This is a genomic window from Pedobacter ginsengiterrae (assembly GCF_039537385.1).
GTDB lineage: Bacteria > Bacteroidota > Bacteroidia > Sphingobacteriales > Sphingobacteriaceae > Pedobacter > Pedobacter ginsengiterrae.
Genome location: NZ_BAABAK010000001.1, coordinates 171786 through 195906 on the forward strand (window position 1 = coordinate 171786; position 24121 = coordinate 195906).

The window sequence follows — 24121 nt, forward strand, 5'->3', positions numbered from 1 at the left end:
AGCATCCATAAAAATAAAACCATAGATTGGTTGTATTTCATGGATACTCTTTGCAAAAATTTACTGTTTTTCTAAATAAAAATCATCACCATATACTGTTCCTGTAGATGGTTTATAGAAATATAATGTTGCACTAGTATTGCTCACGCCTGTAGTAAAAGTTACAGAACCAAATGAATATGTTGTGCTGGCAATTGGGACAGCAACTGCCGAGCCTCCATAATTTTTAACCCCAATGGAAACGCTTTCACCTGCAGCAGAAACTTTCGCATAACCCCCAAATTTATAAGTTGTATTAGGAGATAAACCAGTAATAACCTGTTCTAATGAACTTTCTGCTCCAGTTTCTTTAATAGATTTTGTGCCTGTTCTGGCATTACCTGTTACTGCTGAAACGGTTCCACCCCAGCTCGTCCAAGGTGCAATTGAGGTATCTTCAAAACCACCATTTCCTAGTAAAGACAGCTTGTATACCCTCACGTAATCTACCTGCATATTGAAGGGAAGATTTGAATCCGTAATAGCACCTGGCCAGCCCGCTCCTCCAGCCTGATTCAAAATTAAGTAAAACGGGACATCAAAAGGATATTGTTGCCATCCAGCGGACGAAACTTTGCTATAAGTATATTGCAGGGCACCATTTACATAAAATTTAACCGCAGAAGGATCCCATTCTATACTATAAGTATTAAATGCGGCTGTATTATATGCTGCTGCATGAGTTGCCGTACTTACACCATTAGCATTTGTAACTGTACTATTATGGATGGTCTGATGAATATTCGCTTCGTTGTTTACATGTTCCATAATATCTATTTCACCGCAAGCAGGCCAACCGGTAGAATGTGCTGTTGCTGGTTCTGGCATCATCCATATTGCTGGCCAGGAACCTTGTCCCTGTGTAAATTTTGCCCGAACTTCAACTTTTCCATATGCAATACTAAATTTCCCCATAGATCGAACTCCTCCAGAATGATAGGGTACTGCATCACCTGCAATTGTAGCATTATCCATCCTTAATAAGAGGTTACTTCCATCTTGAGATACATAGTTATTAGATGAAGTGAGATATTTATTCCAAGCTACAGTTCCTCGCGGAGCATACGCCCAACGGGCAGTATCAAAAGAGCCTGCTAAATTAAATTCATCTGACCATATCAATTGATAATTTGGTGCAGCGACAAAAGAGACCGTTGCAGCTGAAGCCATGATTAAATTAGCAGTAGGCTTGCTAGCACTTTCTGCATTATCCATTTTTACATCTTCTTTAGTACATGCCGAAAAAATGGCACAGATGGTGATAACCTTGGCCGAGTTTAGTGCTAGTTCAATTTTTTTTCTCATAGTGGTTTATATTTATTTAGGTTAATAATTGAATATAAAATTTTAAAAATTCTAAATCGTTGATTTAGAGAGGCCACTTTAAACCTGTTCAAAAAAGGTTACAGAAATTGGGTAATCCCTTTTCTACAACTTTTTTTTTGTAGGCAATGATATTCGCATGATTAAAGAAAATTAATAGAAGCTAAAGTGAAGGATATTCCTCCACAATAGCTTCAAACCAACCTAATCATACTTTTTAATCCTTAGGTACACACATCATCTATTGATATTTGCTTGTTAATAAGCTTTAACTTATTTATCCTGGGTAACGTTTATTAAAACAGGTGGTAAACTACTATTTGTTGAAACTAGTTTAACCGTAGTAGAGCGCTGAACACCTGTTGTATTTGCGTTTAAGGTTACGCGAAGTTTGTAATCGCCTGCACCAAAGTTCTTATCAGCAACAAGCAATGCGTTATTGGTGCTTTGTGTAAGCGACCAACCATTGGTACCTGCAATAATATTGATAAATGTTATGGTTTTAGCGGCTGGAAATATAGCAGATGTATCTTCAAGCTTTGCTGAAAAAGTAGCACTTTGCTCGGGTTTAAGTGGTATATCTTGTTTTTTGCAGCCAAATGCGCTGATTAAAATCATGAGCGCTATAATTGAATATATCCTGATGTTCATTTGAGTCAATTTAATTTTATAAATAATTACCATCCTGGATTTTGAACCCATTTACCCTCTGTTAACTGCAGCATTCTTTGCTGTAGTGGCAACAGATAATCTCTCAAAGTATTGAAACGCGAACCTGTCGGCAAAACGTTTTTATGTGGATCGATGTATCTAACTGCATCGCCTGGATTTCCAGAAAGATATAAGTTAATTGACTTTCCGGCAGGTGCGGTATCGTAATAAATTGCACCCTTATAAAATCCAATTGTAGTATTCTGGTCGTTCAAATCACTTCCGGTAAAAAGAGTTCCTAATTGTCTTTTATTTACAAGAAGAAGATCTGCTGCTGCCCATCTAAAAATATCATCCATTCTAAAACCCTCGCAAGCAAATTCTACACGGCGTTCTCTTCTAACCGATTGAATTACTGGAGATAAATTTCTAAAAGGATAATCTGCAGAAGTATTATATTCTTTTGCAAAATCTACCTGCGGCATACCAGCTCTATCTCTTAATGGCTTAAGTGCACTTGCAATAAGCGATTGATCGCCACCAAGTTCTGCCACAGCTTCAGCATAATTTAATAATACTTCTGCATAACGCATTGCGATACCCGGAGCCATACTTTTAAAATCATCTGTTGTAGCTGCTGCAGTGTTATATTCTAAGAATTTATGCATAGGATAACCTGTGGTATTTCTATTAAACCCTGTTTGATCTATTGGTGGATAACTTGGAACCAATACATTTACAGGCTTCATGGGTTGCCCCGGAACACCTGCAGTTTGAGATAAACGTGGATCACGTACAGTTGGCAATAACTCCTGAGCATATTTACGTTGTGCATTTAAGCGCTCTATCCCTGTAAAAGGAGTACCATTAATGGTTAAATAATCATCAACCAAAGAAAGTGTTAAACCTAAATCGCCACCATCTGAAGAGATATATTTTGAAACACTATGACCGATATTATCTCCGGTATTGTATTTACGCCAAAGCATAACCTCCTTATTGCTAGAAAGATCTGTAGTTATAAACAGATCAGAATAATCTTGAAGAGGTTTACCTGTACTATAAACGGACCATCTGCCACTACTGATGACTGATGAGGCAGCATCTCTGGCCTGGGTAAAATAACCACGTATTTTATCTTCAGTAATATTTGCTGTAAAAAATGGATCTGCTTTCTGTTGATGGTATCTCTGCCAGGTACCTTCATATAGGGCTATCCGGGATTTATAAGCTGAGGCAACATCGCGGTGAATACGCATACTTGCACTATTTGCCGCCGTTGGCAATAATGATATGGCTACATCAAGATCTTTAAGTACCGAATCAATGACTAAAGTTCTGGGATCTCTAGGCACTTTCATAATCTCCGGGTCTTCTGGTAAAACCTGATTTACCCAGGTAACATCGCCATAACCTTTAACCAAATTGAAATAGTTTAGCGCTCTAAAAAATCGAGCTTCTCCTACATATTGGTTAATTAAAGTTTGATCTCCCTTAGCATTTTTATAATTAGCTAAAAAATAATTAAGGCTTCTAATTGTTGTATATCCACCTAAACTCGAGGCATTACTTAAAGCGAGTTGTCCGGATAATCTGGTATTAACCGATGAAAAGATCATGTTATCTGTACCGGCATCATCAAATGCAATTCCTGTACCGCCAACATTAACCGGATGTACCGGAAATAAATTATAAAACTGATTAACGTATAACTTGAGCTCGTTAGGTGTGGCTAAAGGATTTGCAGTACTTAAAGCATCTAAAGGTTTACGGTCGAGCAAATCTTTTTTGCATGAAACCAATGTCAATAATATCCATATAACCGACAAAAATTTCAATGTATTATATTTTTTCATTTTAATAGTATTATAGTGAGACATTAAGGCCAAATGCATATACTTTACTCAATGGATAAGCTTTTCCTGTACCAACTGATCCCGTTAGTCCTTCAGGGTCAAACATTTTAGCTAGATTTGTAATTACGAATAGATTTTCTCCACTTGCAAACACATTTATTTTATTTAGTTCTATTTTATTAACCCATGCTTTTGGCAATGAATAATTTAGTGTTAAGTTTTTCAGTCTTAAATATGCAGCACTTTGGAGGTATCTATCTGAAACTTGTTGCGTTTTATTTGTAAAAGAATTTTGTGAACCAGCTGGAGCTGCGTAAGGATTTGGATAGTAAGCATCAGGACTCTGCGGTGTCCAGTAATCGAGGTGTTGCTCAAATAACGTTACTTGCGCCAACGCACCAGCTCCCCAGAAATAAACATCACCAATACCAGGTGCATAATTCTTTTTGCCAATTCCCTGAAAAAGGCAAGATAGTGTAAACCCTTTCCAACTAAGACTACCATTTAACGAGTAAGAATAGCGTGGGTTAGTATTTCCAATGACTGTAAGATCGCCCATATCACCAAGCTTGTTACTACCATTATTTATTTTACCGTCATTATTCAGATCAAGATATTTTACGTCTCCAGGTTTCCAATCCAAAGGAGATAAAAAGCTTCTGTTAAGCTTATTATAATCAGCAGCTTCAGCAGCATTCTGTATCAAGCCATCACTTTTATAACCCCAAATTTCACCAATATCCTTACCCTCATAGAAAGTACCTGCAGGGTTATTAAATGTTGGGTTTTGATAACGTGTTACAACTGATTTATAGTCAGAAAGTGTACCACCTAACCTATAACTAATTTCTTGTCCAATAGTTCCTCTCCAGTTCAAACTAAGCTCCCATCCGCGGGTTCTTAAATCGGCATTATTACTAGAGGGCACAGTTCCTCCAAACATATCTGCAATATCAAATGAAGGACCTAGCATGTTACGGGTATTCCTTTGATAAATATCGGCACTACCTGTTAATCTGTTGGCCAAGATTTCAAAGTCTAAACCAATGTTACCACTTAATACTTTTTCCCAGGTTAACGATGGATTATATGGTGCCGGAGCGAGAATATTGGCTTCTCTTCCATTTTGAAAATACCATTGAGGCCCTGCACCACTTGCTCCAGGTACATTTGTCCTCATGGTTTGCGCATAAGAATAAATTGGCGCACCAGCCTGATTCCCTAAAGTTCCGTATGAAGCTCTGATTTTCAGAACATTGATTAGCTTGCTACCGTTTTTGATAAAGTTTTCTTCTGCCAGGTTATAACCTACAGACATTGAAGGAAAGAAGCCCCATCTTTTGCCTGGCGCAAATCTCGAAGAACCATCATACCTCGCATTTGCCTCAAACAGATATTTATTTTTATAGTTATAGTTTACCCTTCCGAAGAAACCTTTAGTCGCCCATTCATTTCTTACTTCACCAGATACTGCAGGTGAAGTAGTAAGGGTTAAACCCGGTGTGGCAAAGCTGATCAAATCCTGAGCACCAGAAGATAAAGATTCGTATTGGTTTAATTCCTGCTGATAGCCGCCTAAAAAGGTAAACTGATGACCGCTCGCTAATTTAAGATCATAAGAACTGTAAATATTTGGTGATAGGTAGGTGTTAGTGGCACTTGCTCGAGAATAGGCACCAGAAAGTATTATACCATATTCGGATCTGTTTACAAATTTGGGCGTTCCATCAATACCATATGCGATTCCAGGAATTAACAATGCCGCATCATCGTTATTTGTTCTAAGAATATTAAAATCAATGTTAATATTCCAATTTTTTAATGGTGTAATTTTTAAGCTTGGTGATATGCTTATTGCATTCTCGCGGTTAATATTTTCTGAACCAGATTGAAGATAAGGTACACTGGAAATCTCATTAAAGTTTCCACTCAGATCATAAGGTGAAATATTTGGGCGCATTCTAAGCATATTATGAAAAAACAAATTTTCAAAAGCACCTGAAAACGGACTTTTATATCGGCTTTGAGAAAACTTAGAGTTTACTGAAGCTTTCATCCATTTAGTGATGTTTGCACTTACGGATATATTGAAATTATAACGCTGAAAGTTGATGTCGGCATAGCGCAATGATCCGTCTTCATTATTGTAGCCTCCAGAAATATAGTATTGTATATCCTTTGAGCCACCGCTAACATTTAAATTATGTGTTTGTCTAAGTGCAAAAGGCTTGTAGTTAAAGTCAAGCCAGTTGGTATTGGCAAGTCCATTTGATGTATTTTCCCAGTTGCTTAAATAGTTATCGTTTGCTTCGGGCAAAACCGGAAAACCAGATGGATTTTGAATATACTGTTGAAGTTGGGCAAGTTTTTCGTCTGAATATTGCTTTGTTCCTGTTGCATTAAAAGTAGCAGCATTAAAGTATTGCGCAAAACGGTACGAATCTAATACCTGAGGAAGTTGAGTTGGCGAGGTCAGACCTACATTATTAGAGTACGTTACGTTAGTTTTTCCATCTACTCCTTTTTTTGTAGTTACCAAAATTACACCATAGGCAGCTCTTGCGCCATAAATAGCAGAAGCAGAGGCGTCTTTTAACACCGAAATCGATTCTATATCATCCGGATTTACCCTATCTAATGGCATTGGCGTGCCATCAACCAACACAAATGGATTATCTGTTCCACTTAAGTTTCCTACTCCCCTGATGTTCAAACCATAACTCTGACCAGGTTTTGCATTTCCGGTAGCATTTACATTCAAACCCGGAACCAGGCCTGCAAGTCTTTGTGTAGCATTAATAACTGGTCTGTTTTCTAGATCAGCACTTTTAATAACAGAAACCGCTCCGGTAAGATTTACTTTCTTTTGCGTTCCATACCCAACCACAACAACATCATTTAACGAACTCGAAGCAGTTAAAAGCTTTATAACAATTTCTTTAACATTGTTTACCTTAATTTCTTTCGATTCGAAACCGACACTACTTACAATTAAAGTTTGTCCTTCTTCTACACCCTTGATAATAAAATTCCCATCCACGTCGCTCATTGTACCCTTTGCCGTTCCAGAGACTTTTATTGACGCTCCAGGAATGCCTTGTCCGGTATCATCAATAACCCTACCCGCCAAATCAATCTTTTTTTGATTTTCCAGTATAGGCATAATTGATTTCTCTTTTACAATTACTGTTTTTTCGGAAATTGTAAATGTAAACGGCTGGTTGTTAAAGCTTGTATTTAACACACTTGACAAATCGCTTTCTTTTACGTCTAAAGTAATTGGGTTTGCTTTTTTGATAAGCTTAGAATTGTAAAAAAAGTCATAATCAGTTTGCTCATGTATTTGGTTAAATATTCTCTCTAATGGAGCATTTCTTACTTTTAAGGTAATTTTTTGCGCAAAACTTGTTGCGCTTACTTGAATAATTCCTACAAATAATATGGTAGTAATCAATTTAATTACACGCAAGAATTTTGGAACGCAGTAGTGGTCACTACGCATTATTTTCTGGTAAAATTTATACATTTGGATAGTTAGTGGTTAGTTTATTAGTAATATTTTGGCACAATTGCCATAATTTTTCAAATCCTAGTTCAAGTAAGAATTCATTTTAGTGAAATTATTTCAAGACCGTTACGCTCCTTCCTGAAACACTAAAGCGCACATCGCCAGTCTCTTCTATAATTTTCAGAATACTTGTTAAACTTTTTTCTTGAGAAATTGCACCCGCAAAAGTTAATTCCGGATTTTTCTGGTTTCGATAAATCACATCAATGCCATACCATCTTTGCAGTTTTCTCATTATACTTTCCAGATCTTCATTATTAAAAATGAAATATCCACTACGCCATGCCAAAGCTGTTTCAGTATTCACTTCCGCAACAGTTAAATTTTGATTTTCTAACACGGCTTGCTGCCCAGGAAGTAGTATGGTCGATTTACCCAAAAACTTAGGCTTTATCTTTACGCGCCCTTCCACAAGCGTGGTTCTGCTGGCAGCTTCATTTTCGTAAGCATTAACATTAAAGTGGGTACCTAAAACTTCTATATCCTGATTGGCGGTTGAAACTATAAAGGGTTTGGTTTTATCTTTCGATACTTCAAAATACGCCTCTCCAACTAAACTAACCCTTCTGATGGCCGATTGAAATTGATTAGGAAACTTAAAGGACGAACCTGCATTAAGATGAACCTTAGTGCCATCTGAAAGAAAAACAATTAACTTTTGACCGACAGGCGTTCGGATTTCATTTAATATTTTATCATTTGCAGCTCCTATTTTATTCTTTGTGATGGTGTAAACTAAAGTTCCATTGTTATCTTGTTGAACATTAAAACCATTTTGAACGCCTGAATGCTCAGCATTACGTAGTTGGACTACACTACCATTATTCTGAATTAAAATTGGTTGTTTTTGTATTGGATTTTTACTTACAGGAAGCTTTCTTGATTTGACCAGTTTATGGCTTTGGGTAGAATTTATTTTAAAATTGATTAACACCGCAGAAAGGATGAAAACAACTGCAGCGGCACCAGACCATAACCATAAACGCACAGAAGAAGTCCGTTTTATTTCTATCCTGTTACTAATTTTTTTATAAAGAGCATCCCTGTATAAATCTTCATTACCATTAAATACGATAGGAATTTCGACCTTATTGGCTCCAAACTGCTCATAATATTCAAATAATTCGGTTTGTTCCGCGTTAGTACAGGTTCCCTCCTGCCATTTGTTGGCAAGTAGTTCATACTTTTTTTGCTGAGTAATTTTTTCCATCTTTGGTTCTATATATACAGTTCCACAAGTTGGCGTTTACCCTTAGTCAACTAGAAAAAAAAGTTCATAAAATAATTGCGAAGGTTAATTCTGAGCATTTTAAGTGCTTTATTTATATGTGCTTCAACCGTTTTTTGAGAGATGCCCAGCTTATTCGATATCTGTTTTTGTGATAATCCCTCTTCTCTGCTCAGTTCAAAAACCAAACGACATTTTTCTGGTAAATCTGATATTGCTTTTTTAAGCTGACCATTCAGTTCTTTGTATTCAATTGAATTCGAGGACTGGTATTCATATTCGAAGATGCTTGATTGCTGTATTAAAAGATATTTTTCGATCCTGTATTTTTTTGCCCATATTTTTAAAACCTGATTTCTTATCGCTCTTTTAAAGTAGTTTTGTAACGATAGAATTTCGGGCCAAGCATCCCTCCGGTTCCACATGGATACAAAAAGATCATTAACTAAATCCTCTGCATCCTGAATATTATCCAGTTTTTTAGCTGCAATTGTGAGTGAAAATTTCCAATATCTATCATAAATTTCACGCAAAGCATGCTCATCGCCCGCTTTGAGTAAACTCAATAATTCAATATCCGTAAAAGATTGATAAATCATCGGTGAAATTTATTAGTCGTTTATATTATCAGACGATTAAGCAAATTAAGAGCTGGTTGGAATTGACAATAAACTGTTGACAACAGAATTATACCACTTCCTTTGGCTTTCCATGACTAGAAACTAACTAGGTTTAACCACTCAAAAATTCTAAGCACTATAAAGACCAGAACCATTTGAGGAATACCTCTAGCAAAATTTATTATCCTGACTCAACTAAAAAAACAACGTAAAATCAGTTAACATGCTTTAGCAGCATTCGCATGCAATTCAAGTAGGATATATTAATTTGTTAAACGGCCTCACGAGTTATTTTCTAATCGAATTGAGGTCTAAGATATAGATAAAATATAATTATTTTATTATGTATGACAATAAAATATTATGTATTATTGCTGTCTTAAGCTTATAGAAAATGAAATTGATTGCTGATGGTGGCTCCACCAAAACTTCCTGGAGCATTTTTAATGGCCAGGTTTTACAGAAAACCTTTGAAACTGAAGGCTATAATCCCTTCTATGTTAAGGAAGAGCACATCATAGAATCTTTAATAACCAGATTTGGAGCAGATTTCAATTTTCAGGAGGTAAGTTCAGTTTTTTTCTATGGCGCTGGTTGCGAGGGCGACAAAGATTATATATTAAAAAATGCACTCGCCGCTGTTTTTCCTAATGCCACATCAGAAGTGCGCTCCGATTTAATTGGCGCAGCAAAAGCTTTAATTGGTGATGGTTCTGGAATGGTATCTATTTTAGGCACCGGAATGAACACCTGCGTGATGGATAACGGTGTTTTGATTCAACAGATTGATGGTCTAGGCTTTTATCTTGGAGATGAAGGAAGTGGAGGTTATTTAGGAAGAAAATTACTAAAAAAATACGCAAGAAGGGGCTTATCGAAGGAGATTTCTGAAAAATTCCAGACAACTTACGGTCTATTACCCTCACAAATTTTAAAGAATTTTTACGATCATCCGCTTCAAAATAAATATGCAGCATCATTTACCACTTTTCTTTACGATAACCTTCATGATGAACAGATTATGGGAATAGTAAATGATGGTTTTAATGATTTCTTTAAAAATGTGATCACAGAGTATAAAAATCATGACCGCTATGAATTAAACTGTGTCGGCTCAATTGCTTTTGTTTTTCAAGATATACTAAAAAATGTTGCCTTAATTCACAATATATCACTTGGTAAAATTTTAAAATCACCAATGGATGGGCTGTCATTCTACCATTTCCCGAAAACAAATTAACGTCTCCCTTTTCGAATGAGAACCACAAGCAACCGTATTCCTTTGTTATTTCTTGCAAAATCTTGGAAAAATGATGCAAAAGTAAAGTCATTTTATAACGTAATTTGCTGATGGTTTCCCCCTTAAAAGCTTAAAAATAATAGCAGTTACTTGTTTTAATTTTCATACAGCTACATAGATAACGGATGTCTTATTCAATTAAAGCCATAAAACAGACAGGCTTGAACATTTCATAGACAAATTAGAAAACCACATCTGCATTTTAGCGTTAAATTTGGTATATATAGCATAACCAAAAGGATCACGATGAGGTATTCTATTTGATAAAATGAACAGAAACAGAACTTTAAAATTGATGTTACTCCTGGCCTTTATCACTTCTTTAACATGTACAGAAAATACTAAGCAGTCCCTTAAAATGAAACCAATACAGAAATAAGTGCATACAAGTTCTTTAACAAATAAAATATTTATGATTACACAATGAAACGCATTATTTTTCTACTGTTAATGGCAAACTCCATTGTGGGTTTAGCTCAAAAATCTTCAAAAATTAACAAGCTTAAACCTAATGTAATTTGCATTTATGCCGATGATTTAGGCTATGGAGATTTGAGCTGCTATGGAGCAACCAACATCCAAACACCCAACTTAGATAAACTTGCCGCCGAAGGAATCCGCTTTACTAATGGACATGCTACTTCTGCAACATGCACTCCATCTCGTTTTGCTTTTATAACGGGGCAATATCCTTGGCGTACCGAAGGCGTGAGTATTTTACCTGGCGATGCCGCATTGATTATCCCAACCAACAAACCTACTTTACCTAAACTTTTTAAAGGTGCAGGTTATAAAACCGCAATTGTTGGTAAATGGCACTTGGGTTTAGGAGACAAAGTAGAAAAAGATTGGAATGGGGAGGTAAAGCCTGGGCCAAATGAGGTTGGTTTTGATTATTCTTTTATTTTCCCAGCAACTGCCGATCGGGTTCCAACAATTTTCTTAGAAAACCATAAAGTTCTTGCCCTTGATTCTAACGATCCCATTCAGGTAGATTACACTCAACAAATTGGTACTTATCCTACTGGTAAAGATCATCCAGAATTATTAAAGTTACAATCTTCTCCTGGTCATGGGCATAACCAAACCATAGTAAATGGGATAGGAAGAATTGGTTATATGAGTGGTGGTAAACTAGCCCGATGGGTTGATGAAGAATTGTCCTCAACTTTTTTAACTAATGCAAAATCATTTATGGAGCAAAATCAGAAATCTCCATTTTTCTTATATTTAGCACTAACTGAACCTCATGTACCTAGAATGCCAGCCATACAATTTAGAGGAAAAAGTGGTTTAGGATTAAGAGGCGATGCAATTTTACAATTAGATTGGACAGTTGGCGAAATCGTGAAACAGCTTAAAGCGTTGCATTTAGAACAGAATACAATAATTGTTTTTACGAGTGATAACGGACCTGTTTTAGATGATGGCTATGTAGATAACGCAAAAGAAACGTATAAAAATCATCCACCGGCAGGAAAACTTAGAGGCGGAAAGTATAGTGCTTTTGAAGGTGGTACACGGGTTCCATTTATCATAAAATGGCCAGCTAAAATAGGTCCAAAAGTTTCTCCAGCGTTAGTTTCTCAAGTAGATTTATTAGGAACATTTGCCTCGATTTTAAATCAGCCAATCCCTAAAGAAGCTAGAGATAGTAAAGATTTAACGAAAGCTTTTCTTGGTCAATCTGATCGGGGGAGATCTGAATATATTGCACAAGGTGGATCGCTATCTTTAATTAAAGATGGTTGGAAATACATCTCTCCTTCTAACGGCCCGGCATACAATAAGTTGGTACAAATAGAAACGGGCAATTTAGCTACGCCTCAGTTATATAATTTGGATGACGATATAGGAGAACAAAATAACCTGGCGGATAAATACCCTGAAAAAGTTAAACAAATGGCTGCGTTGCTTGTAGAAATGAAGAAATAATAATTACTTCATTAAGAAAATAATTTTAGCTGATGCCGGAATCAATTTAGAGTTAGGCATCAGTTTCCATACAATATGATGGTTTGTTAATTAACTTATTATTCCTGAGCCACACACCTGAACCCCATATTACTCATTCCAGAATCCTTTGAACTTTTCATTCTTCTGGCTACGCGGTAACCAGAGCAATAACTATCGTTACACATAAATGAGCCACCTCTAGCTACTTTTTTTGGTGTGTATGGATCGTCTGGATCAAAACTTTTTGATGGCCCTGTAGGATTAATGGCTCCATTTTTTATTTCCTTATAATAATCATTACCGTACCAATCTTCACACCATTCCCAAACATTCCCGGCAATATCATAAATGCCATAGCCGTTTGGTAAAAAAGAACCTACAGGAGAGGTTCCATAGAAGCCATCTGTCTTAGTATTCAAATTTGGGAAGTGGCCTTGCCAAAAGTTGGCTCTGGGTTTTCCTTCGCCAATGGACTCATTTCCCCAGGGATAAATTGCGTTTGATAAACCGCCTCTGGCTGCCCATTCCCATTCTGCTTCAGTAGGAAGTCTTTTCCCAGCCCAGGTTGCGTAAGCCTTCGCATCATCCCAGCAAACCTGCGTAACCGGGTAATTATCCTTACCTTTAATATTGCTCGTTGGTCCAGATGGATGGCGCCAATCCGCTCCTGGCACCCAGCTCCACCAACTGCTATAATCATTAAGATCCACAGCGCTTTTAGGTGGAGTAAATACCAAACTGGCTGGAACAAATGTTTCTGGCGCTGGCTTTTCCGTACCTGGGGGCAACTGTTTTTTTAACTCGTTCCAATCTGGAACACGTTCGGCTACTGTTTTATAATGTGTTGCTTCTACAAACTTTCTAAACTGCCCATTGGTAACTTCATATTTATCCATATAAAATGCATTTACAGTTACTTTATGCTTCGGATATTCATCTTCAACAGCCTGATCGTTATCCCCGCCCATCATAAAACTACCTCCAACAACTTTAACCATTCCTTCTTTAGAAAAAACTTTTCCAGAAGGTTGAATGGTATCACCTTGTGTAGCTGTAGCAAAGCGCTTTGGAATTGATGAATGACAGGTTACGGCATCCGTTGCAAACTTATGCTCGCTTTTGGCAACAGAGGTTGATGATTCTTTTTTTTGTTTACAACCTACAGTCATTAAAACTATAATTTGTAGAAAAATAAATACTATTGATTTCATTCAAGATGATTATAAAAATATGATGGAGCAATCCGGGAGCAAGTTATAATTTTTCTTTAAAAAGCCCCAATTCTGATATTGTTGGGTTTAAACGAGATTTACTAATCCTTAGTTGCACTTTATTTGTGCTCACCACTGGAAATCTCAGCAAACGTTTATAGCCTATTGTAGTGCCTTGGGTTGCAATTTTCCAATCCTTTCCGTCCCAGTATTCTAATGAAAATTCCTCTACACGCTGCCCAATGCTGATATTTTCTTGTAGAGATAATACATTAAATACTTTGGTCCCTTTAAGATCAAGGGTAATTGTCGCAGCTGTATCTCGATTGATTGTTGTCCAACTGGTTTCGAGACGATTATCCAAAATTGCCTTACTGTTCTTACCATTTGCTGAAGTTATTTTAGCGCCATTAGCCAGGTTAACTTTGAAAATTTCTGATCTAAGCTTGGTCCAGCTTCTTAGGCTTTTGATATCTTCATCGGATAACAAACCATCGGTATTTGGTGGAATATTTAATAGTAAAACGCTGTTTCTACCAACAGAACTAAAATAAATATCATTTAACTTCTCTGGAGACTTTACTTTATCATTTTCTTTCGGGTGGTAGAACCATCCTGGACGAATGGAAACATCCGCTTCTGATGGATACCACACCAATCCCTTTGCATTCTTGATTTTTTCTCTACTGCCAATATCCTGTCCTTTTACAAACCCAGAAGGCTTAATATTCATTTCCTTTTGGGAATTGGATGAAATGCTGTTTTGATCTATGTTATCGGCTGGCAGCACACTCCATTCTGTTTCTCTGCCATATCCGGTTTCGGTTCCAACCCAGCGTACATCTGGTCCCATAACTGCTATAACGGCATCTGCCTGAAGCTTTCTGATGTGTGTATACCACCTATTGAAATCATACGACTGCTTTTTTCCATTTGGTCCTTCTCCGTTTGCACCATCAAACCACACTTCATCAACCTTACCATATTTGGTTAGTAATTCTGTTAATTGATTTAAAAAGAAATCGTTGTAAGCTTCCGTCCCGTAAGAAGCTGCATTCATGTCCCATGGAGACAGATATACTCCAAAACCAATCCCATACTTTTTGCAGGCCGTGGCAACTTCGGCAACAACATCTCCTTTACCAGCTTTCCAAGGACTATTCTTAACCGAATGCTCGGTGGTTTGAGTTGGCCATAAGCAAAAACCATCGTGATGTTTAGCGGTGATTATAACTTGTTTAAAGTTATTTTCTTTAGCTACTCTAACCCATTGGTCGGCATCTAATGCTGGAGGATTGAATATTTTTGGATCTTCCTTTCCTGTACCCCATTCGCGGTCAGTGAAAGTGTTAACTCCAAAATGAAAAAATGCCGTAAGCTCTAGTTTTTGCCACCTGAGCTGTTTGGCCGATGGGGTGGTGTTAGCTGCCTTTGCCACAACAGAAGCTAACGGCTCATCTTTAGCTATTAATGTATAATTTTGCTGCCCAATTGCGAATTGACCAGATAGCATCAGTAAGCTTATTATAATTTTTGATTTCATAGTCTGTTTATGAGATTTAATTTTTCTGCAAAACTCCCTTTGCGTCCTGGTCATCATACTTATCAATCTGGGTATTTAACTCTTTTTTTAAATTAGCTGTAATTTTCCCAAACCCCTTTTCTCCATATATATTATGCATTTCATGAGGATCATTTTTTAAATCATAGAGCTCCCAGCCATTTACGCGTTTGTAAAAACGGATAAGTTTGTATCCTCGGGTGCGAATACCAAAATGCGGAGATACAGAATGCTCACCATTTTCGTAATAATGGTAATACAATGCTTTTCTACCTTTTTTATGATCCTTAAGCGCAGATAACATGGATTCTCCCTGAATATCTTTTGGGATATTAACTTTTGCGATATCAAGAACTGTTGGAGCAATATCCAAATTCATAACAAAGTTTTCTGAAACAGAGCCTGGTTTAATGACATCTGGATAACGCATTACCATCGGGGTGCGGAAAGATTCTTCATAAATCCATCGCTTATCAAACCATCCGTGTTCTCCTAAGTAAAAGCCTTGATCTGATAAATAGACAATTACAGTATTCTCTTTAAGATTATTCTTATCCAGATAATCTAATGTCCGTCCGATATTTCGGTCCAGAGATTTTGCCGTGCTTAGGTAATCACGTAAATATCTCTGAAATTTCCATTCAGTTAAAGCATTTCCACTCAGCTTTTGTTTATTAAAATCTGTTTGAATGGGTTTGTAATACGCATCAACCGCAGCTCTCTGCTTTGGATCCATTCTTTTAAAGTTGCCATCTAAACTTTCTGCATCATCGGATCCAAACATTTTAAGATCATATCCCATGATCATCGTCTTTTCTATTGACATATCCTGAATTTTAGCAGCTTCCCTGCCTTTATAGCTATCGTAAAAATTAGCTGGTAAAGGAAACTTTACCTGATCAAAGCTGCCCAAATCTGCAGTATCGGGCAACCAAACCCTATGCGTAGCCTTATGTCCAATAACCAAACAAAAAGGCTTAGTTGTATCTCTCTTATCAAGCCACTGCTCGGTTACATCTTCAATAACGTTAGATACATAGCCCTCAATACGTTTTTTAGAGCCATCCATCATATTGAAATTGGGGTTATAATATTGCCCCTGATCTGGTAAGATTTGCCAAAAATCGAATCCTTGAGGTTTACTTTCGAGGTGCCATTTACCAATCCATGCAGTTTGATATCCCCCGTTTTTAAGTTGTTTGATAAAAGTATCCTGATCGCCATTAAAAATGGAGCTTTCATTATCTTTAAAGCCATTCTTATGACTGTATTTTCCTGTCAGGATTACTGCTCTACTCGGTCCGCATATTGAATTGGTAACGTAGGCTTTGTTAAATTTTACACCTTCGTTTGCAATGCGATCTATATTTGGCGTTTGCATAAGCTTGCTTCCATAAGCACTAATGGATTGGTAAGCATGATCATCGGAAACAATAATAATAATATTGGGTCCTTTTGAAGCATGCTGTTGCGTTTGGGCACTGCTGAATAATGACGAACTGCAGAGAAGCGCAGCTATTAGCGATCTAAATTTATACGATTTCATCTCTATTTAATGGTTTTTTAATTCTAAAATACTGTTTTTTAATCCTTCAGTTGCGGCCTTTAGTTTCGTTAATTCCTGAGTTTTTGATGTCCAGATAATTATCTGAAACTTTACATTAAACAATCTTCGTTGCCACCACCAATCAAAAATTTATCTGGCTTGCGGTTGGGTGGCTCCTTGCCAATGCCAGCAATTGAACCATCACCCAACAATTCTAATTTAACATAACCCTGTATATCAATCACTTATATTCATTTTTTATTAAGTAAAGATACACTTATGCCACTCATCCTCCCCATCGGCATTTTCAATTAAGTTCATGTTTTTAAATTATTATACTTCGAATTATGGCTTAGCCAATACTAAAGGATTATTGATTTCCGCTGAGAAAAAGTTTACACCTGCTTCTCCAAGCCTGTTCAAATGGCCATCCAGACGTTTACTAAAATCTTCCCAGTTCTTAAGTTTTACAGGTGACCACATAACTTCTGAAAGCGCAATCATTCGTGGGAAAGTCATTTGCTCCAATTGATGTACCGAAGGAATAAATTCTGTCCACAAGCAACCCTGGCTTCCCAAAACATAAGGACGGCTGGAAATACTTAGTTCTTTAGGTATAGGTTCATAATCGTAAACATTTTTAAGGGTATTAATAGAAAACCTAGCTGCTAGAGGTTGTTGGTAGCTTAGTGTATCGGCTTGGTAACGATTAAAGTAGAGAGGTTTTACTGGTGTCATCACGACATAATGGTTCAATTTTGAAGCTGCAATACCCCCTTTTTCACCCCGCCAGCTCATCACAATAGCATCGTTTGGTAAGCCACCTTCCAAAATTTCATCCCAACCGATGAGTTGTCTGTTGTTGGCTTTTAAAAATTTACCCATCCTGCTAATGAAGTAACTTTGAAGTTCATGCTCATCCTTGAGAGATTCGTTTTTCATTCTTTGCTGACAAAGTGTGCAGTTTTTCCAGGTGGTTTTGTCAACCTCGTCACCACCAATATGAATATAAGGAGCTGGAAAGATCTTAATAACTTCTTTCATCACATCTTCAAGAAAAGTAAAAGACTCTTCTTTACCAGCACAATAGTTTGCCTGTGCCCCAGAAAGTACCCCCATTGAGGTTCTAACTTGTTGGGGTTGCCCACTGCAGGAAAGCTGAGGGTAAGCCGCAATTACCGCTTGGGAATGACCAGGCATTTCAATTTCTGGAATGACGGTAATATTGCGCTCAGATGCATAAGCGACAATTTCTTTAGCCTGCTGCTGCGTGTAATATCCACCATAAGTAAAAGTATCTGCTTGATTAAGAACTTGATTTTTTTTATAAAAAACACTCCCTCTGACTTCCTTTCTCCATGCGCCAATCTGAGTAAGCTTCGGATATTTTTTAATTTCCAGTCTCCAGCCCTCGTCATCAGTTAAATGCCAGTGAAAAACATTTACTTTGTACATTGCCATCAGATCTATATAATTTTTTATAGCCACAGTCGAGAAAAAATGTCTGCTCACATCCAACATCATACCTCTCCAGCCAAATCTTGGATAATCGGTTATTTTAAGGTTTTTAACGATAAGTTTTTGGTTGGTGCGTATGCCGGGAAGCGCCTGTAATAAAGTTTGAATCCCATAAAATATTCCCTTATCTGTGTTCGCTATGATTGATATCCCTGAGGGATCGATTGTTAAATGGTAGCCTTCGGCACCTATTTGGGTAGATTGACCGATTAATAATCTAATCCTATTTACCTCCAGATTTGTAACGATTGCGGGATGAATGCCGGAAATAGATTGAATAGCGGTGGATAAATAAGTAGCGTGCTTTAAAAGATTTGGGTGTTTATTGTTATAATAGATAGCGGTATTAGCAGAAATTTGAAACGACCCTGGTAAGATTTCCATCTTAACCGGCAAAGGTATGATTTGTGGTACAGGTGTTTGTCCAAAAACTTTTCCCAGAACAACAAACGCAAAAAAGGTAACAATAAAAAAAATGGTGCGCATTTTAGTATGAAAGAACTCGTAAATGGATGGATATTCTTTTCTATCCTTTGAAACAAACGGCATAACTAACAGATTTTAAGTGTTTTTTCATATTTAGTGAAGAAAATTTGGTATTATGGATATAACGAGAGTAATAATTATACTGTTTTTTTACTAAGCCTATTACTTACTCAAAAATATTTTAACCCTGGCCAGTTAAATTAACCAAGGTTAAAATTTATATATAATTAGTAGCCAAAATTTTGGTCTGAAGCCGTAAGACTTTCATTAGTATTAAGTTCTGATTGCGGAATAGGCATAAGCAAATTCTTTTTTAATAAGTCAGGGGTATTGGGTAACAACCGGTCTCGAAAAGCGGTAACATTATTAATGGCTTGTGCAGCAGCTACAAAAGCCTTCGTAATATTATGGTTGTTATGTCTATCTACTACAAATTTGAAAAAATCCACCCCTCTGCGACGGACATCGACAAACATTTCATATTCTCCTGCCAGTTCAAATAACCGTTCATTAAAAATTCTAATCCGCAGATCATTTTGAGTGATTGGATTTGTAATACGTTGAGGGTATACAGATACCGCATTTGCAGATGTACGTGCCCTTGTTAATACAGAATTCATATACTCTAAGGCTTTCGAATTATTACCAAGTTCGTTTTCTACATCAGCCATAAGCAATAAAAAATCTGCATAACGGTAAAGCATTACATTTTTGTTACTGTTTTGTGCAGTTGAGGCTACATCAATTTGCTTGGCAAAATATGGCCAACCTTGATGATCGCCCGCCCTGGCCGTAAAGGCATTTTTTACTGCTGTAGAAATTTCATCCATTCTGGGATTGGTCGGATCGCCAAGGGCGTTATAGCGAATAGAATCGGTTACTGCAGTAGCTAAACCACTCGTACCGGCAACATAAGGATAAGCGTATATTTTAAAATTATTCGTTTTTATCTGAGTAAAACTCGTAGCAAAAGTAATTTTCAACCGGGGATCATCAGGATAAGTTCCTCTAAACTGATCGTAAAATGCTTTAGAAACTTTTATCCTGCCAAAAGAAATACCAGCGGTTGAATTGGCTGGTGCAAAAATCCAATTAGCCCTGTTGCCTACATAAGCAGAGCTATTCGAGAAGTTTAGCTGGAATATCGACTCGCTTGACCCATTAGAATTATTTACAAAAAGACTAGCAAACTTTGGCACCAAAGCATAGTTTCCATTGGCGATAACCCTATCTCCCATTTCCTTAGCCTTAATCCAAAACGGTGAAGTTGAAACATTGTCATGGCTTCCCAATATCCAATAAAGTTTTGCCAAGTACGCATAGGCCGCATATTTAGTTGCTTTGCCACTTGCATTAGCCCCAAGCTGTTCTTTTGTCGTTAAGCCATCAGCAGCTTCAAGCAAATCCTTTTCTACTTGCTTATACACGTCAGATACCGATGCTCGGGGCATTTTGATGCTCTCTGAAGTGGACGGATCGATTCTTAAAGGTACACCACCAAATACATTTGCTAAGTTAAAATAGCATACCGCTCTTAAAAATTTAGCTTCAGAAATGCTTTGTTTTTTGAAAGCAGCACTTAAGTTACTCTGCTCAACAGCAGCAATAAAGAAGTTGCTTTCTCCAATAACCTTATACCATCCTGCCCAGGAAAGACCAACCAATACATTGGCTGGCGGGGTAACCATAGAATTGTAAGTATCCTGGTCTCCCCCATTTGTTTGCGCCCAGCCTAATCCCGATGCGCCTACCATTATTTCTGGCACAGCCTGCCCATAAGCACTATAGGTTGTCATATATCCGTAACATCCAGCAAGGGCCAAACTTGCTGTAGATTCAGATTCGAAAGCCGTTTTATTATTTATTGTATATTTTGGGTCTTCTTGTAGTGCTTTTTTACACGAACCAAGCGACAGTGCCATTAATAAAAGGCATACATATTTATAGTTATTCTTTTTCATAAACCTGGTAATTTAAAATGCAATATTTAACCCAAAAACAAATTCGCGGGGGTTGGAAAATGAATTCAGATCTATTCCTGGTCTGAGACCATCAAAAGAGAAACTTCTCATTTCTGGATCATATCCAGAATAACCTGTAATAACGAAGGCATTTTTAACAGAAGCGAATAAATTAATACCGCCAATTTTATTTTTAAAAACCTGTTTTGGAATGCTGTAAGCCAAGGTGATATCACTGCAACGCAAGAAACTTCCATCTTCTACATAACGGTCGTAAACCACATTTTGAAGTGTGCTGGTAACTGCAGGATAAAGATTGCTTTGTGCATTTGGTCTCCAGGCGTTTGCAAATGCAGTGCTTGTTAAGTTAGCAGTCTGTATAGAAGGCGTTTGTTCGTATCTAACGTTCCCATTTAATACCTGACCGCCATCCACACCGTAAAAAGTTGCTGATAATTTAAGTGCTTTATAACTGAAAGCTGTTTGAAAGCCATAATTAAATTTGGCATTTGGATTACCAATAATCGTTTTGTCATTTTCGTTAAGTACTCCATCTCCGTTAACATCAACAACTTTAACATTACCTGGTTTTTGTGTAAAAATGGTTGATGTTGGTAGGCCGGTATCTTCGGTTTGTATTACTCCATTAGTTTTGTATCCCCAGAATAGACCCGGTGCCTTACCCACAATAAATATGTTGGCAACACCAAATTGATCGCCAATTGAGTTCCCTAAATATGCCTTGTATATTTCGTTTCCAAATTTTACCTCAGGCAAACCTAAATCTAAAATTTGCGATCTATTGACGCCTACATTAGCAGAAAGAGACCAGGAGAAGTTTTTACTGCGGATAACTTCACTATTTAATGCCAGTTCTAGTCCCTTATTTCTAAGTGATCCTTGGTTTAAAGTAAGGGTATTGAAAGCTGTTGATGCCGGTAGATTTTTCTCAATGAGTAAATCGTTTGTTGTTTTAACATACGCATCTACTGTACCACTTAACACGCCTTTCCAAATCGTAAAATCTAATCCAGCGTTATAGGCTGTAGTTGTTTCCCATTTAAGATCGCTGTTCTGCAGGTTATTTACTGCAATTGCAATCTGCTTTGTTCCCGTGGCAGAAGCATAATCTACAATTTGTCCGTAATTATAAAAACTATTATACGGAGAGATAGATTGGCTACCAGTTTTACCATATCCCAAACGGAGTTTAAGTTGATCAATCCAGGGCAAATCCTTAATCCATTTTTCCTGATCTAAACGCCATGCAAGGGCAGTTGAGGGAAACAATGCCCAACGATTACCCGTCTTAAATTTACTGCTTCCATCTGCACGAGCCGTTAAGGTAGCTAGATATTTACCGCCAAAAAACGAAAAATTAACTCTCGACAGATAAGATAACAGCTGATAATCTCTTTGTGCAGGTTGCAGTTCATTTATAATTGAAGCCATTTGGAGTCCGTTAACTCGTAAATCTTTGAACTGAAAATTACTTGCGGAAGTAGACTTTGCCAACCAGTTATAATCATCGTAAGTTAAGCCAGCAGTAGCATTAATGTTTAAAACTTTACCAACTTTTCCATTATAATTTACAAGATTTTCTACTGTGTAATTGCTACTGTTCGTTTTGCTTAATGCAAGTAATCCGTTAGCGTTTAATCCTTGAAATAACTGAACGCCATACCAGCGAGAACGTTCCTGCAGCAATAAATTAGCCCCTGAACGAAGGGTATAAGAAAAGTTATTTGAAATTTTCCAGGTTAAATCGGCAGATGTACGTCCACTTTGTTCTTTTGAAATATCATCATAATCAGTTAACCAGGAGAGTGTAGTTGTTCTAGCCTCCTCATTCGATGCTAAGGTCGGGTCGTTTGACGGAATTTCAAATGGGGCTGAATCAATAGCAGTACGTGCAATAGATCCCGTTACGCCACCTCTGGTATTTCCTCCGCTCATCATGTTATTTTCCTTGAAATTCCCGCTCATTGAAAAATTAAACGCCAAACGTTTTGATAAATCGCCGCTTAAGTTTAACCGAAGACCACCTTGTTTAAGCCCAGTTTGCTTAATTAATCCATTAATGTTTTTATAATCAGCAGATAAGTAATATTTTACCGTATTTTCTCCACCATTAACCGTTAAATTATAGCTTTGCGAGGCTGCATTTCTGTAAATTTCTTTCTGCCAGTTGCGCTCAGTTACTAAATTGTAACTCGCCGGGTCATTTAGATCATATACTCCTCCTGAAAACACGTAACGCACATCATCACCTACGGTAAAAAACTGTAAGGCGCCTGTACCCGTTTTTTCGTTACGGAAAGAAGCATATTCTGAAAGGCTTAACATGTCCCTGAAATTGGTGGGCTGTGCTATACTGAAATTGGTATTTAAGGAAACTCTAGCTTTTCCTTTTTGTCCTTTTTTGGTTGTTACGATAACGACACCGTTTGCTCCTCTGGAACCATAAATCGCCGTAGCCGAGGCATCCTTTAAAACCTGAATATCCTCTATATCATTAGGATTAAGATTGGTTAAAGGGTTTGTTGCAATTTGAAAATCGCCACCGCCAACAGCACTCGATGCAAAATTACCCGTTGATCCCTGTGGTATGTTATCAATAATATATAACGGCTGATTATCTCCACGTAATGAATTTGCACCACGGATATTTACCGAGACGGCTGCGCCAGGACTTGACGAAGAGTTGCTAACAGCTACACCAGCAATCTTACCTTGAAGGAGACTTTCGACGGAAACCGCTTTCGAGGCTTCAACCGCATTTGGTTTAACAGAAGAAATAGCTCCCGTTACATCGCTTTTCCTTACAGCGCCATAACCTATAATTACAACATCGTTCAAAAGTTTAGTATCTTCCTGGAGTGTAATTGTAAAAAAAGCACTATTACCAATCGTAATTTTTTGGCTAGTGTACCCGGTGTAAGAAACGGTTAATATATCATTAGGCAAAGCATTTTGGATTAAAAAATTACCTTGTTCGTCCGTTACAGCATACCGTTTCGAATCTTTAATGATAATGGATGCACCAGGAATCCCCTCCTTCGATGCATTTGTAACCTTCCCTTTAACTTGCACCTGGGCCAATGCATCGAGGTGTAGAAATAAAGCAAAGATAAATATCCCAGAAATGTTAAACCAGGATCGGTTATAAGTAAATTTTACTTTCATAAATAAAAAGAATTAAGTTATTTGGTCAGTTAATCGCTCCTTGAATAGCAGCCCTTTGTTAGTTCAAATATAGCGGCAGCATGTATTCTGATGTGTTCAATCCTATCTGAA

General features: G+C 37.3%; 15 protein-coding genes. 2 read left to right on the forward strand and 13 right to left on the reverse strand.

What is annotated here, in order from left to right; translation table 11 throughout:
• Nucleotides 1-60 precede the first annotated feature (60 nt).
• The 6 genes from ABD692_RS00650 to ABD692_RS00675 all read right to left on the reverse strand — a co-directional run bounded on the left by ABD692_RS00650 (nt 61) and on the right by ABD692_RS00675 (nt 9264).
• Entirely contained in the window at nt 61-1344 is a 1284-nt protein-coding gene (locus ABD692_RS00650) for a family 16 glycosylhydrolase (RefSeq protein WP_344764140.1), read from the reverse strand.
• Nucleotides 1345-1635: 291 nt separating this feature from the next.
• A complete protein-coding gene (locus tag ABD692_RS00655) occupies nt 1636-2013 on the reverse strand; it encodes a BACON domain-containing protein (protein WP_344764141.1) in 378 nt (125 codons plus the stop codon).
• A gap of 26 nt (nt 2014-2039) precedes the next feature.
• Nucleotides 2040-3869 carry a RagB/SusD family nutrient uptake outer membrane protein gene (locus ABD692_RS00660; protein WP_344764143.1) on the reverse strand — a complete coding sequence of 610 codons (1830 nt, stop codon included), beginning with the start codon at nt 3867-3869 and terminating at the stop codon, nt 2040-2042.
• Between the two features lie 10 nt (nt 3870-3879).
• Nucleotides 3880-7395 (reverse strand): TonB-dependent receptor, encoded by a 3516-nt coding sequence (locus tag ABD692_RS00665; RefSeq protein WP_344764144.1) that lies wholly within the window; start codon nt 7393-7395, stop codon nt 3880-3882.
• A gap of 94 nt (nt 7396-7489) precedes the next feature.
• On the reverse strand, nt 7490-8647 hold the full coding sequence (locus ABD692_RS00670) for a FecR family protein (protein WP_344764145.1): 1158 nt from the start codon (nt 8645-8647) through the stop codon (nt 7490-7492).
• 50 nt (nt 8648-8697) lie between these two features.
• On the reverse strand, nt 8698-9264 hold the full coding sequence (locus ABD692_RS00675; protein WP_344764146.1) for an RNA polymerase sigma-70 factor: 567 nt from the start codon (nt 9262-9264) through the stop codon (nt 8698-8700).
• 415 nt (nt 9265-9679) lie between these two features.
• On the opposite strand from ABD692_RS00675, the gene ABD692_RS00680 reads away from it, so the two are divergent.
• Together ABD692_RS00680 and ABD692_RS00685 are read left to right on the forward strand one after the other, a co-directional pair.
• Nucleotides 9680-10525, forward strand: a complete 846-nt coding sequence (locus ABD692_RS00680) for an N-acetylglucosamine kinase (protein ID WP_344764148.1) — start codon at nt 9680-9682, stop codon at nt 10523-10525.
• Between the two features lie 483 nt (nt 10526-11008).
• Nucleotides 11009-12520, forward strand: a complete 1512-nt coding sequence (locus tag ABD692_RS00685; protein ID WP_344764149.1) for a sulfatase family protein — start codon at nt 11009-11011, stop codon at nt 12518-12520.
• A 98-nt stretch (nt 12521-12618) separates the two neighbouring features.
• Here the strand turns inward: ABD692_RS00685 and ABD692_RS00690 are convergent, their stop codons facing one another.
• From ABD692_RS00690 to ABD692_RS00720, 7 genes are all read right to left on the reverse strand, one after another.
• A complete protein-coding gene (locus tag ABD692_RS00690) occupies nt 12619-13752 on the reverse strand; it encodes a formylglycine-generating enzyme family protein (protein ID WP_344764151.1) in 1134 nt (377 codons plus the stop codon).
• A gap of 43 nt (nt 13753-13795) precedes the next feature.
• Nucleotides 13796-15295 carry an alpha-L-fucosidase gene (locus ABD692_RS00695; protein WP_344764153.1) on the reverse strand — a complete coding sequence of 500 codons (1500 nt, stop codon included), beginning with the start codon at nt 15293-15295 and terminating at the stop codon, nt 13796-13798.
• A 16-nt stretch (nt 15296-15311) separates the two neighbouring features.
• The gene (locus ABD692_RS00700) at nt 15312-16859 is read right to left on the reverse strand and encodes a sulfatase family protein (protein ID WP_344764155.1); all 1548 of its coding nucleotides are present in this window, start codon (nt 16857-16859) and stop codon (nt 15312-15314) included.
• A 110-nt stretch (nt 16860-16969) separates the two neighbouring features.
• The gene (locus ABD692_RS00705) at nt 16970-17104 is read right to left on the reverse strand and encodes a hypothetical protein (protein WP_344764157.1); all 135 of its coding nucleotides are present in this window, start codon (nt 17102-17104) and stop codon (nt 16970-16972) included.
• A 100-nt stretch (nt 17105-17204) separates the two neighbouring features.
• The gene (locus ABD692_RS00710) at nt 17205-18926 is read right to left on the reverse strand and encodes a beta-N-acetylhexosaminidase (protein WP_344764159.1); all 1722 of its coding nucleotides are present in this window, start codon (nt 18924-18926) and stop codon (nt 17205-17207) included.
• A gap of 164 nt (nt 18927-19090) precedes the next feature.
• Nucleotides 19091-20824 carry a RagB/SusD family nutrient uptake outer membrane protein gene (locus ABD692_RS00715; RefSeq protein ID WP_344764161.1) on the reverse strand — a complete coding sequence of 578 codons (1734 nt, stop codon included), beginning with the start codon at nt 20822-20824 and terminating at the stop codon, nt 19091-19093.
• A 12-nt stretch (nt 20825-20836) separates the two neighbouring features.
• Entirely contained in the window at nt 20837-24010 is a 3174-nt protein-coding gene (locus ABD692_RS00720; protein WP_344764163.1) for a SusC/RagA family TonB-linked outer membrane protein, read from the reverse strand.
• Nucleotides 24011-24121: the final 111 nt, after the last annotated feature.

What these genes read in the sequence shown, in the direction of transcription:
- ABD692_RS00670 (WP_344764145.1), bottom strand. Translation starts at nt 8,647, where the DNA reads ATGGAAAAAATTACTCAGCAAAAAAAGTATGAACTACTTGCCAACAAA.
- ABD692_RS00715 (WP_344764161.1), bottom strand. Translation starts at nt 20,824, where the DNA reads ATGAAAAAGAATAACTATAAATATGTATGCCTTTTATTAATGGCACTG.
- ABD692_RS00655 (WP_344764141.1), bottom strand. Translation starts at nt 2,013, where the DNA reads ATGAACATCAGGATATATTCAATTATAGCGCTCATGATTTTAATCAGC.
- ABD692_RS00660 (WP_344764143.1), bottom strand. Translation starts at nt 3,869, where the DNA reads ATGAAAAAATATAATACATTGAAATTTTTGTCGGTTATATGGATATTA.
- ABD692_RS00695 (WP_344764153.1), bottom strand. Translation starts at nt 15,295, where the DNA reads ATGAAATCAAAAATTATAATAAGCTTACTGATGCTATCTGGTCAATTC.
- ABD692_RS00720 (WP_344764163.1), bottom strand. Translation starts at nt 24,010, where the DNA reads ATGAAAGTAAAATTTACTTATAACCGATCCTGGTTTAACATTTCTGGG.
- ABD692_RS00710 (WP_344764159.1), bottom strand. Translation starts at nt 18,926, where the DNA reads ATGCCGTTTGTTTCAAAGGATAGAAAAGAATATCCATCCATTTACGAG.
- ABD692_RS00680 (WP_344764148.1), top strand. Translation starts at nt 9,680, where the DNA reads ATGAAATTGATTGCTGATGGTGGCTCCACCAAAACTTCCTGGAGCATT.
- ABD692_RS00650 (WP_344764140.1), bottom strand. Translation starts at nt 1,344, where the DNA reads ATGAGAAAAAAAATTGAACTAGCACTAAACTCGGCCAAGGTTATCACC.
- ABD692_RS00665 (WP_344764144.1), bottom strand. Translation starts at nt 7,395, where the DNA reads ATGTATAAATTTTACCAGAAAATAATGCGTAGTGACCACTACTGCGTT.
- ABD692_RS00685 (WP_344764149.1), top strand. Translation starts at nt 11,009, where the DNA reads ATGAAACGCATTATTTTTCTACTGTTAATGGCAAACTCCATTGTGGGT.
- ABD692_RS00675 (WP_344764146.1), bottom strand. Translation starts at nt 9,264, where the DNA reads ATGATTTATCAATCTTTTACGGATATTGAATTATTGAGTTTACTCAAA.
- ABD692_RS00690 (WP_344764151.1), bottom strand. Translation starts at nt 13,752, where the DNA reads ATGAAATCAATAGTATTTATTTTTCTACAAATTATAGTTTTAATGACT.
- ABD692_RS00700 (WP_344764155.1), bottom strand. Translation starts at nt 16,859, where the DNA reads ATGAAATCGTATAAATTTAGATCGCTAATAGCTGCGCTTCTCTGCAGT.